The sequence below is a fragment of the Planctomycetia bacterium genome (genome assembly GCA_015200345.1).
GTDB lineage: Bacteria > Planctomycetota > Phycisphaerae > UBA1845 > UTPLA1 > PLA3.
Genome location: CP054187.1, coordinates 3,811,592 through 3,823,588, shown reverse-complemented (window position 1 = coordinate 3,823,588; position 11,997 = coordinate 3,811,592). Strand labels below are relative to the sequence as shown.

The following is an 11,997-nucleotide window of genomic DNA, read 5'->3' as shown; positions in this document are numbered from 1 at the left end:
TCAGCGTCGTTTGGGCGTCGCCCCAGTTGAAAAAACCGCGGAAGCACGCTCTTCATTGCGCGCCGCGTCCTCAAAAACTTCTGCTAGCTGTCGAGCGATCATGCGCCGGTCGTATCGGGCAAAGGCGATCTCCCGCGCGCGCCGGCCGACGGCCTCGCGCTCGGCCGGGTGATCGGCCCAATGGCGAATCTTTGCGGCCAGATCGTCCGCATCGCCGGGCCTGCTTGCCACGCCGGCGCCGTCGGCCACGATCATGTCCGCCGTCGTACCGGCGAAGTTCACGATGCTCGGAAGGCCCGCGAACATGTAGTCGAATATCTTATTCGGCGTCACCCATCGCGGACGCGTGATCTGTTTGAGGATCATCAAGCCGACGTGCGCCGCCCGCAGCACGCCAGGCAGGCGATGCTTGGGCACGGGGTCCATCAGGTACACATTCGTCAGACCCCGCTCGCGCGCTGCCGTGCGAAGCGCCTCCTTCATCTTTCCCTCGCCCATCAGCACGATGGCGATGTCGGGCCGATCCTTCAGTCGCTCCGCCGCGTCGAGCAATTGAAACAATCCGTTCGCATCGCCATGCGCCCCCGTGTAAATTGCTATCGTCTTGCCGCCCAGGCCCTGCTGCTGCATGAATGCATGATCCGGTTGCGCCTCCGCGAAGAGGCTGCCATCCGCGCCCAGCAGTATCGTCTGCAACCGCGCCGGGTCGAAGCCTCGCTCCAGCAGGCGATTGTGAAAACCCTGCGAGACGAGCAGGATTTTCTTCGCCCTGGCGTAACAAAACTTCTCCAGCCGCTCCCAGAGCCAGTATTGCAGGCCCGGTTTGATGCGCCCGGCATCGAGCAAATCCTCCGGCCACAAATCGCGAACTTCAAACACGTATGGCACGCGCTTCAGCGCAGCTCCAATCCGACCGGGAATGCCCACCGTCAACGGCGTGCTCGTGGCAAAGATGAGATCGGGCTGCTTCTCTCGAAGACAAGCCCACAGCGCCAACAAGGCGAATTTGGCCCAGCACCAAAGCCGCGCCACGACGCGCAGCTTGTTGCTGTAATAGGCGTTGCAGACGACGACTTTGATGCCGTCGATCGCGTGCGTACGAAACAGCCGCCAGCGCGGCATCGGCGGCAGGCCGCTCTGATCGTGCAAGCCGGTGATGACCGTCACCTGATGGCCCATCTCGACCAAGTGTCGGCTCACGTCGTAGCTGCGCGTTCCGCTCGTGCCTTCGTTGGTCACGAAATACTCGTGAATATAAATCAACTTCACGCGGGTGCCTCCCCGGCGTCCGGTAGTTCGATCGTCGTCACGAATCGTGTCGGCAGCACCGCACGGCAGGTCGCCTCCAGCACCGGTGCGGGAGCCCGCTCGCCGTAATACTCCGACGCCCAGCCGGCAATTTCACCGTCGCGTTCAACCCCGCGCTTCACCCGCAGGGCGGTTCCGCTCGGCCCTTCGATGGCGATCCGAACACGACCGCAGGCCGCCCGCAGAATCACCCGGTGACCGGTCGATTCCAATTCATGCGGTCCGTCCACCAGATGCCAACGCAGTATTAGCGATTGCTCACCGCCGCCGATGAGATCGTCCGTGACAATCCATTTGCGCGGGTCGGATGCGTCCACGCTGCGCCGGTGCATCACGTTCCACGGCGGCCGAGCGTAGGCATCGTGTTCGCCTACGAAACTGTCCGCGCTATGACGCGTGCATCGCGCGCCGGGCCACGGAAGCCAGATAAAGCGCGAAACCAATTCAAGCGGCCCACCCTCGCCGACCTGCACGGTGTTGTGCGCGGCGATGTCCTTGAAATACTTCTCCATCCCCGGCTCGCGCGGTGCGTAGTATCGATACGTCCCACAGTCGCGCAATACGTTTACGCCATCGTGCCAGAGGTCCAGGTGCAACATATCCACATGGCCCGGGCGATCCAGGTACCGATGACAACGGATCATCGCCCACGTTCGGCCGGTTCGCAGGGTGTAATACCCGCCAACGTCAAATCGCCGAGCGGCCGGATGCCGAACCGCGGGCGTATTCTCAACTGCTCCCGCACCGCACAACCACAGAATCGCCTCATCCCACGGGCCGGCGGGAAGCACGCGCTTTCCCGTAGCGATAAACATCGCCGCGCCGATCGTGTCACGATAATCCCGATAGCCCCCGCTCGACAGCGGCAGCACCAGCGCGCCGTCGTTCGCGCCGTAGTTCGGCACGCTTCCGCTCGATTCGTCCAGCATCTCAAACAGGAATTCCGCCGCCGCCGCCACCCGCGCGCGCACATCGGACGAGAGCGGCATCCCGTTCAACTCCGCCAGTCGCCACGCCCAAAGACAATCGTGCAACATGACGCGGTGGTAGTTCATCGACTGTTGCACGTAGCTGCCGTCGGCGTAAGTCTGCCGCAGCACTTCGCGCTCGAGGATTCGGCGCCCCGACCGCTGCCACCGGGTCGCATCGCGCAACTCGGGGAAGAGCGCGCCGACCGTGAACAACCCAAGCGCTTCGCTGATCGCGTGATTATTCTTCTGCGAGACCGCGTAGTCGATGTTCGGCTCGATTCGCGCAGCGCTGACCGCCAATGCCGCGACCATCGCCGCCACGCGCTGCGGCGTCGTCACCGGGCTTTTCCAGAACCCCCACAACGCAAAACACCACGCCATGATGCGAAAGGCGGTCTCCTGCCCGCATCGCCAATTCGGCCCGCGATTCGGCGAATTCTGCTCGCACCACGATTCAAAGAGCCGCCAGAATGCCTGGGGGTATTTTTCGTCACCCGTCATCGCGTAGGCACGAACCAGCCAAAACGCGCAGCTAAAACGCGATGGTTCCCAGACATCCTTGATGTCGCCCTGCTCCGGCGAGAAGGCCGTCCAGTCACACCAGTGTGCGTCGCTGGCCAAGCGTCTGTTCAGGAACGGATTCCGCCGCCAATCGACGGGAGTGCCCAGATCAAATACATGTCGACTGAAATAGAGAAACTTGCCGGTACAGAAATCATCCGCCACTTGCACCGCGCGCCGGACGCCGCTCGCGCCGGCGATTCTCTCGAGAACTTCCCGCGATGGAAGTTTCCCGAGGCCGAACAGAAACGTCCCAGATGATTGCTCGCGGTACGCGCGGTAGGCCTCCGGCTCCGGCGGAACCCCGTCGCGCAGCAGTGAATGAAGCGACACCTCGCTCCACACCGGCGTCGGAAACTGTCGCTTTAACCAGCCGGTGCGCCGCCGCAGCTCGTACCCCGCGCGCCACAACCCCCAGCCCCAGCCCATCCGGCGGACCGCCTCGACCTTGCGCAACCATCCGCTCATGCGCCGCGGGCCTCCAGCGTCGCCGTTGCGGCGCGGCCGTCCCACTCTCGCACGGCCTGCCCACTGAAAAAGATCGTGTCACGATCGCTTTCGCCGCGCGGCAGGATGATCGAGCCATACTGGAAATAGACGGGGTGCCAGCCGTCCTTCTCCGCACGGAGGACCTGCGACCAGGTCGCGCCATCGCGCGAGACGTACAGCGAAGCCTGCCGCGCTGAATTAACTTTTGACGGTTCCACCGTCGTGGTGAAGGTCAGCCATTTGCCGAATCGACATGCGTAAATGCAACTGCCCTCGAACTCCGCGCTCGTCTCGGCCTTTCCCGAGGATTTGTCGAGATGAACGAGGTAATTGCGCTCTTTCTCGGAATCCATGATATAAATTAGCCGGTCGCCGCCGTCGAACACTTCGACCGCACGGTACAACTGCCTGCCCTTCACCAACCAGTCGAACGATTTCAAATCCGCGGAGAGCACGCCGATGCCAGGTTCATCGTCGTGATCGCCGGCCAACACCCAATAGTGCCCGCGACCCGTGTCCCACACGATGTTGTGCAGGTGAAGAATGCTGCCGCCCTCGAACACGCGAGCGATTTCGTAGCTACTCCCGCCGTCCTCTGACGCAAACAGGCGCACCGGCTTGCCGTGCCTCGTCGTCGAATCGTACTCGCCCCACAAAACGCGGCCATCCGGCCCAACCGTCATCGTCATCGGCGGCGCCAGCGGCTGCGACCCGGCGTCCACCTTGGCGCGGCGCATCAGCGGCTCGCCCGGCGCGGCGTAATACACCCACTCGCGATTCGAGGCCACCACCGTACCACCCGGCGTCACATTCATCGCGCGCACTTCATGCCGCAGCAGCCGCGATGCCAGGCGCGACCAACCCGCCCATCGACGAATCCCTGCCGAGGGCATCCGTGTCACGAAGACCCACGTCGCGCCGTCATCATCGGAGCGATGGATCTCATAATTGCGGCCGAGGTACAGCGTCCCATCACGCATCGCGCGCAGCGCACGGCCGGCCGTATACCGGCGGGTCCGCATGGTCACGGCAGGCATGTTCGCGGCCGGCTCAACCATGGGAGAATTGGATCTCACGCGGAGAGCGTCACTTCCTCGCCGGGGCGGTCGATGAATGTCTGCATCCATACTTCCAGCGTAAGCAGCGCAAACAACAGGTATGCGTGGTCGGCCGTGTTGGCCGCGTTCTCTCGGATGACGGCCGCAACGGCGGCGGGATCAAAAAGTCCGCGCCGGCGCAGCACGCGCTCGCCCAGCAGATCGTTCGTGATGCCGCTGAAATCGACGGCCATCCATTTTCGCAGCGGCGGGCCGAAACCGGTCTTGCTGCGATAGAGAATATCGCGCGGGATGTAGCGCGCCATGGCTTCTTTGAGCAAGTACTTTGTCGTCATGCCCTTGAGCTTGTGTCGCTCGGGGATGCGGGCGCACAACCGCATCAACTCCACGTCGAGAAACGGCACGCGAACCTCCACCGAGGTCGCCATGCTCGACTTGTCCGTGTACATGAAATTGTGTGCCGCGAGGAACGTCTGGATCAAAATGTGTGAGCGCCGGTTCAGTTCGCCGCGACCGGCGAATTCGTTGTAATACTTGAGAATCGCCGAGCGTCCCCGCGATGCGCCGCCATTCGCCGCCGCGGTTGTCAACGCCGGGCCAAACAATCGTTCACGCGTCGCCGCGCTGGACCAGTCCGAAAGCGCCTCGAACCGCTCCACGCCGTCGCCGAGCAACGCCTTGCGAAACTTTCGCAGCCGTCGGGGCAGCGCGCTCTGCGCCCCCATCATGGCTGATGCCGCGCCGCACGCCGACGCCAGCGCCGGCGCCAGCAGCCACCGCGGAATCCAACCGAATTGCTCCAGCCGTCGCAGCGCCTGATGGCTCCGATAGCCAAAGAACATCTCGTCGCCACCCATGCCCGACAGCAGCACCGTCGTGCCGTCATCTCGTGCCATTTTCGAGAGCAGGTACGACGGGAACACCGTCGGGTCGGCGTCCGGCTCATCGTTGTGATAAACCATTTTCGGTAGCAATTCAATCACGTTTGGGCGAAGCACGCAGCTTCGCAGCGTGATATTCAGGTGCTTCGCGACGCGCACGGCGAAGGGATGATCGGCCTCGAACTGATCGCGTGCCATGTCCTCCGAGGGCGTCTCAAACGTGTAGCAGCGGATCTCGCGGTCGGGATAGGAATGCCTCATGCACGCCGCGATGGCGGTCGAATCCGTGCCTCCCGAGAGCAGCGCGCCCAGCGGCACGTCCGACATCATCTGCCGGCGCGTAGCTGCCATAAATGTGTCATGCACCTGGTCGATCCAGTCCGACTCGCACGGTCCGTCGTCCGGCTCATACCTTAGCGAGAACCACCTCCACGATTGCACCCGCCCGTCACGCCATCGCATCGCATGGCCCGGCTCAAGCTTGCGGACCGCCTTGAGCATGGTCTCCTCGCCCGGCACCCACAGGAACGTCAGGTAATCCGGCAGGCGATCAAGGTTAAGTTCGCGTGGCACACCCGGCGCGCGAAGCAGTGCCTTGATCTCCGACGCGAAGAACAACCGCTCGCCGTCCAGCCAGTAATAGAGCGGCTTGATGCCGGCGTGGTCGCGCGCCAGGAGCAGCGACCGATCGCGCGCATCCCAGATCGCCAGCGCGAAGATGCCGTTGAGCGCGTGCACGAAATCCGCACCCATTTCCTCGTACAGATAGAGCAACACTTCCGTATCGCTGTGCCCGCGAAACGTTCGACCCGCCGCCATCATTCGCTCGCGATGTTCCTCGAAATTGTAGATCTCGCCGTTGAAGACGATCTGAATGCGCCCGTCCGGCGTCGCCATCGGCTGGTGCCCCGCCGGACTAAGATCAATGATCGATAGCCGGCGATGGCCCAGACCCACGCGCGCCGCGGCATCATGCCACATGCCGGAATCATCCGGTCCCCGATGGCGCATGGCGTTGCACATCGGCTCCAGCAGCTCGGGACGATGATCGCCAACATATCCGCAGATGCCGCACATATTAGGATCGAGGCTCCGATATCCGATCGCGCGTCACAGTCTGACGCGATTGTGATTCCTCGACGGCTGCACCCTGATCCCGCGCTGGGTTCGCCAGCTCCCGGCACCAGATGACGAACTTCTCCACCCACCGCCGCGAATCAAAGAAATCGCGCTGGCGCAAGGCGCCTTGTCGCAAACGACGGAACAACGCAGCGTCCCGCACCAGCTTCTGCATCGCATCATGGAGCGCGTCCACATTCCGCGGCTCAATCAACAGGCCGCACGAATCATCCACGATCTCCGGGATATTCCGCCAGCGCGTCGCGATCACCGGCAGCCCCGCCGCAAACGCCTCGATGACGACGCCCGGATACCCCTCTCCGGGCCAGTACGTCGGAAACACCATCGCGTCATAATCCTGCAACACGCGAACGCCTGTCCCGGCCGGGATGGTCCCGCGATAGCGCACGCGGGTCAGCTTCGCAAAGCGCGATTCCGTCAATCCGTCCATCAGAGGACCGTATACATCTATCGTAACATCGTTCTCCATCCGCTCGCCGGCCGCAATCAACTCTTCGATGCCCTTGAGCGGCTTGACGTGACCGAGAAAGACAAACTTGCGACAAGGGCGCGAGGCCTCCACCGTCGGCGCGGCGTCGGACATCGGCCGGCTGGTCGCGTACCACTCGACGCGTCGCAACCCGGCGGCCTGGGCTTCGGCGACGAGTTGTTTGGTTTGTGCCAGGTACAGGTCGCAGCGTCGAACGATCCACCGCATGAGCGCTGCGCCGAGGCCCTGACCCTCCAGGAAACTCTCACCGCCGAACATGCGAATCATCAGGGGCCGCTTCCATATCCGCGCCGCCAGCCAGGCAAACGGGCCGATGAACGGGATGCCGCTCGGCATCGATTGCAAGCTGACGACCTCTGCGCGGGCCGCGCCCACGAGCATGCGACAGACGATCCTCGCAAAGCGAAACGGCGCCGTCAGGGGCCGGCCGCGTACGCCGGAGGTGTTCACCATGGTCACGCGAACATCGCTTCGCTCGCCGAGCAGATTCACCAGGTGCTGCAACGACACGCCGGCGCCGCCGATCGGCGGCGGCAACGTGCCGATGATCATCACGCGGATGGGCCGTGCGAGCGCAGACGATTTCTCGTTCATATGCGGGTGGCGGTGACCGCCGTTGAGCGCACCGAATCAGGTTCGGTGCGGCCTTGAAGATACATGCAATACCACAGCCCGAGATTCAGCAGCTTCCAGAGCAAAAAGCCGTGGTTGCGCTGACCGGAGGTATGCTCCTGAATCGTGCGTTCCAGCGCGGCGCGATCAAAAATGCCCCATTGATGAATCGAATCATCCAGCAACACCGATCGCAGATAGCCCGCCAGCGAATCGCGGAGCCAGTATTGATAAGGAACGCCGAAGCCTTCCTTGGGTGCGTCGAGAATTTCGTCCGGAACGATGCCGCGCAAAGCCGCTCGGAGGATTCGTTTCTTCTGGCCGTATTTCACTTTGATCCCGGACGGCAGCCCCAGCGCGTAGTCCGTTAAGTTCGCGTCCAGAAACGGCACGCGCACCTCGATGCCGTGCGCCATCGTGGATTTGTCTACTTTCTCAAGAAACATGTCCGGCAGCAGGATGAGGCAATCGGTATAAAGTGCTCGCTGAACGGTATCGAAGTCCTTCAGCCGGCTGTAGGCCTCGTGATATGCAGCAAACGGATCGTGCAAGGCAAGCTGTTGCTGCGCGTCTGGACTGAAGAGTCGCGTCGGCGGATCGAGGAAATCTTCCTGCGTCAGGTACAGCGCCATCTGCAACGCAGGATCTGAATGGCCGATCGCCCGGAAGAACCGCGTCGCCCGTTGATGCAGCGGCCCGCGCGGCAGCAGCTTCAGCATTCCGCGAAACGCAGCCATGGCCTGCCAGAGCGGGTTGAACGATAAGACGTTGTATCGGCGGTACCCGGCAAAAATTTCATCACCGCCATCGCCCTGCAAGATGACTTTCACACTGCCGCGAAGCTGCTCGCACAACAGGAACAACGGGATGTCCGCAGCATCGCCGAACGGTTCATCGTGGCAGCGCACCAGCGTCTCGATCACGTCGGGCATCCTCCGCCCCTCCACGCGAACCTCGTGATGGTCCGTGTCGAAACGCTGCGCGATCAAGCGCGCCTTGGGTCGCTCGTCCACTCCCTTGTCAAAATCAAAACTCGCGGAATACGTCTGGAGCCGCCCTGAATAGTGTCGACTGGCCAGCGCCGTAATGGCGGACGAATCCACTCCGCCGCTAAGAAACACGCCCACCGGCACATCGCTGATCAGATGAGACTGAACCGCCTTGTCCAGCAAGTCCGCCACGCGGCGCGCGGCTGGTTGGAACGCATCCCGCACCGCCGGTGTTCGCTCGAGATGCCAGTAACGTGTCTCCCTTAATCCGGCGGCATCAAACGTCGCATAGGAACCGGGCGACAGTTCGCGGATACCCTGATAAAACGTGTTCGAGCCGATGGGGTATCCGTAATAGAGGTATTCGTGAAGCGCTGCCCAGTTCATCCGCCGTGCGATCCGGTCGCTGCACAGCAGGGCCTTCATCTCCGAGCCGAATGCCAGCGTTCGAACGTCCTGATGCAGATACAGCGGTTTGATGCCGAATCGGTCTCGGGCGAGGGTGAGCCGCTCTGCGGTCGCGTCCCAGATCGCCAGTGCGAACATTCCATTGAACTGCGCGAATGCATCGGCACCCCATTCGGCGAACGCGTGCAACACCACTTCGGTGTCCGACGTGCCGCGAAAGGCGACGCCTCGCTCCTCCAGTCGCCGGCGCATCGACGGAAAATTGTACACTTCTCCGTTAAATACAATCGTATAGCGATCATCGGGCGTCGACATCGGCTGCCGCCCGGTGGGGGACAGGTCGATGATGCTTAATCGCGCGTGCCCCAGCCCGACCGGACCGCGCGCAACGACACCGCAGTCGTCCGGCCCGCGGTGACGGATCGACGCCACCATCCGCTCGACGTCTGCCGACGCAACAGGCGACGCCAGGTCAACAATGCCGCAGATGCCGCAAATCAGACTGCTCCCGAAACAACCATATCAATGCTTCGCGACGGTCGCCGACCCGCCATCCGACGCCCGAGCCGACCAGGCTCCACGTCCCGATGCCAACCGCGTGTAAATGGCTTCCAGCCGTTCCCCCATGACTTGTGCGCTGAACTCCCGCTTCACGCGGTCCGCACCGGCCCGCCCCATCCGGGATCGAAGGCCCGGATCATCCAGCAATCGAATAACGCGATCTGCCATTGCCTGGTCGTCGTTCAGCGGCACGAGAAATCCCTGATCCCCGTCCACCACCAGTTCGCGCGCTCCGACGTAATCCGTCGAGACGATGCTGACGCCTGCCGCCATCGATTCCAGAAGGGCGTTGGACATTCCTTCGAAATTGGTTGTCAGAACGGAGACATCGGTCGCACAGAGGATATCCGGGACATCCGCTCGCATCCCCAGGAATCGAATCGACCCCTCCAGCCCCGCGCTTCGAACTTCGGCTTCGACCTCACTCAAACAGGCCGGCTCGGCGGGATCCGAATCGCCCACAATGAGAAAGACCGCGTTCGGTTTACGATCCCGAACGCGCGCAGCCATTCGCACAAACATACGGTGGTTCTTCCCCTTGCGCAGGACCGCAACCATCGTGACAACACCGGCATCGGGCGCAATGCCCAATCGTCCGCGGACGGATGCACGCAATTGATCGGAAGGCTGAAATCGATCCGTTTCAAGCCCGTTGGGCACCACGAACAAGCGCTCGGCCGGCACGCCTAACTCGTGTCGCAAAACATCGACAACCGCCTTCGTATTGCCAATCCAAGCTGTCGCAAAATACCGGATCCATCGGTAGACTCTCCGGATCATTCCTCCCGGGAGCGATTGCGTGCGGTGACCAACAATTCGAACTGGCACGCCGGTCAGCCATCCGCAGACGCAGGCATAAATGCCGGGCACCTCCTTGAAGCCGTGAACCACGTCGATCTGTTCGCGCCGGAGGTAACGGCAAAGCCGCCACATGAAACGAAGCGTGCGTCCCGCCTTCTCCATGAGGACCACGCGCGCGTCCAGGTCCGCGGGCCAGTCGTATCCGCCGGGTGATTCGTAATACCGAATCAGCCGGGCATCGATCCCGCGATGCGCCAACTCCTTCAGCGTCAGAAGCGCCTGGCGTTCCGCACCGCCGCGAATCAAGGAGTCGATTAAGATGACGACTTTCATGAAGGAGCGCGCAAAACCGATCACAGGGCACGAGCGCGACGACCACGCACTGGATGGAAGTCCATGGCGCCGGGATCGCTCGATTGAGGGAACCACCCCTGCGCGGCGGCACGTTGCTCCATGGCGCGGCGGCTGTACATCGCCGTGTATTTCTCGATGATGGCCCATGCGTACACGCTGGAGTAGAGCGTGAAATTGATGTTGTTGGTGCCTTCGCCGCCGATCGCCATGAGATAAATCGCTACGACAAATGACTTGATATCGAGAGGGAGATCCGGCGATTTCAGCATGCGGAGAATTCGCACCGCCAGGATGGTCAACCAGAGCAGGTAGGGGTACGCCGTGATGCCGCCGAACGCGAGGTGCATATAGATAAATGTATTATGCGGGGTGATGCCGGTGGCGCTGGCGATCGCCCGGTCCGGGCCTCGCCCGAAGACAAAAGTATTCATGAAATCGGTCAGGGTCGCCAACGAAAAAACCCCCAGACGGCCTTCCGTATCCACCCGGACGCGCTTCTGGTAGTAAATCAGCTGATCGGCGACGAGATAAGCAAACTGCGAAGCGAACAGCACCACCACGCAAAGGAAAATCAACCCGCTGACGCGCATCCCGCGCCCCGCCATGACGGTGACAAGAAAGGCCATGACGCCAACCGCGAACAAGACCAGGGCCGTGCGCGAAACCGTCCGCATCAGCAGGACAAACATTACAAGAGTCAATATCCACAAGACCGGCCTCAGCACCGCCCGCTCACGCAACGACCGAAACAGCATCGCCACGCCGAACAAACCCGTCATATAGCCGATGGAATTGGGATTGGCCATCAGTCCGCCGACGCCCTCCAGTTCCAATCGCTCGACCGATGCGTGGCTGCGCATGTATTGACCACCCATCACCGCCAGCGTCACCATCAGCGCTGAATAGAAGAAAAACATTCGCCGCTCAGCGGCCGGGTTCAAGATGATGTACCACGTCCCAAGGAGTGTTCCAATGTGAAAGAGCAGCATCGGCAAGCCGGGACCCGTCACGGGCGTCTGGCCGTTTCCGATGGACTGCGAAAGGTTTGCGCAAAGCCAGATGATGATACCAAACCAGACCGAGAGCGGTGGACGATGCCCGGAAAGCAGCACGGTAAAGATCGTCAGGAGGGTCGACGCAAAAGCCACCCCACCACCAAAGAACCGAATCTGTTGAAGCCCCAAAACACCCAGGAAGGCGCTGACGATGACCGGAATGTAAACCAAAACTTCAACCACCCGGCGGAGAACCGCCGGCGGCTCATCCAGTTCGACCGGGATCGTGCCCTGGACAGCGTCTGCGGACCACGTCTGGGCGGTTGGCGCTGAATATGTGAAGCTACCGATGCTCATTCAGGCTGATCTCACCCTATTC

General features: G+C 62.0%; 8 protein-coding genes. All 8 read right to left on the bottom strand.

Annotation, left to right across the window (positions count from 1 at the left end):
* The 8 genes from HRU71_15625 to HRU71_15590 are packed head-to-tail and all read right to left on the bottom strand — an operon-like array spanning position 1 to position 11,975.
* Positions 1 to 1,269, bottom strand: coding sequence for a glycosyltransferase family 4 protein (locus HRU71_15625; GenBank protein QOJ04831.1), 1,269 nt, complete (start codon positions 1,267 to 1,269; stop codon positions 1 to 3).
* Positions 1,266 to 3,308, bottom strand: a complete 2,043-nt coding sequence (locus HRU71_15620) for an alginate lyase family protein (GenBank protein QOJ04830.1) — start codon at positions 3,306 to 3,308, stop codon at positions 1,266 to 1,268. Before HRU71_15620 ends, HRU71_15625 begins: the two co-directional genes overlap by 4 nt.
* On the bottom strand, positions 3,305 to 4,366 hold the full coding sequence (locus tag HRU71_15615; GenBank protein ID QOJ04829.1) for a hypothetical protein: 1,062 nt from the start codon (positions 4,364 to 4,366) through the stop codon (positions 3,305 to 3,307). The genes HRU71_15620 and HRU71_15615 overlap by 4 nt, the downstream gene beginning before the upstream one ends.
* Before the next feature lie 35 nt (positions 4,367 to 4,401).
* Positions 4,402 to 6,345: an asparagine synthase (glutamine-hydrolyzing) gene (gene asnB / locus HRU71_15610; protein QOJ04828.1), complete on the bottom strand. Its 1,944-nt coding sequence runs from the start codon at positions 6,343 to 6,345 to the stop codon at positions 4,402 to 4,404.
* Position 6,346: 1 nt separating this feature from the next.
* A complete protein-coding gene (locus HRU71_15605; GenBank protein ID QOJ04827.1) occupies positions 6,347 to 7,492 on the bottom strand; it encodes a glycosyltransferase family 4 protein in 1,146 nt (381 codons plus the stop codon).
* Entirely contained in the window at positions 7,489 to 9,408 is a 1,920-nt protein-coding gene (gene asnB / locus HRU71_15600) for an asparagine synthase (glutamine-hydrolyzing) (GenBank protein QOJ05043.1), read from the bottom strand. The genes HRU71_15605 and asnB (HRU71_15600) overlap by 4 nt, the downstream gene beginning before the upstream one ends.
* A 21-nt stretch (positions 9,409 to 9,429) precedes the next feature.
* Positions 9,430 to 10,602, bottom strand: coding sequence for a glycosyltransferase (locus HRU71_15595; GenBank protein ID QOJ04826.1), 1,173 nt, complete (start codon positions 10,600 to 10,602; stop codon positions 9,430 to 9,432).
* A gap of 20 nt (positions 10,603 to 10,622) precedes the next feature.
* The gene (locus tag HRU71_15590; protein ID QOJ04825.1) at positions 10,623 to 11,975 is read right to left on the bottom strand and encodes a hypothetical protein; all 1,353 of its coding nucleotides are present in this window, start codon (positions 11,973 to 11,975) and stop codon (positions 10,623 to 10,625) included.
* Positions 11,976 to 11,997 lie beyond the last annotated feature (22 nt).

Excerpts from the sequence above, each read along its gene's own strand:
- HRU71_15620 (QOJ04830.1), bottom strand. The coding sequence starts at position 3,308 with ATGAGCGGATGGTTGCGCAAGGTCGAGGCGGTCCGCCGGATGGGCTGG.
- HRU71_15615 (QOJ04829.1), bottom strand. The coding sequence starts at position 4,366 with ATGCCTGCCGTGACCATGCGGACCCGCCGGTATACGGCCGGCCGTGCG.
- asnB (QOJ04828.1), bottom strand. The coding sequence starts at position 6,345 with ATGTGCGGCATCTGCGGATATGTTGGCGATCATCGTCCCGAGCTGCTG.
- HRU71_15605 (QOJ04827.1), bottom strand. The coding sequence starts at position 7,492 with ATGAACGAGAAATCGTCTGCGCTCGCACGGCCCATCCGCGTGATGATC.
- HRU71_15595 (QOJ04826.1), bottom strand. The coding sequence starts at position 10,602 with ATGAAAGTCGTCATCTTAATCGACTCCTTGATTCGCGGCGGTGCGGAA.
- HRU71_15590 (QOJ04825.1), bottom strand. The coding sequence starts at position 11,975 with ATGAGCATCGGTAGCTTCACATATTCAGCGCCAACCGCCCAGACGTGG.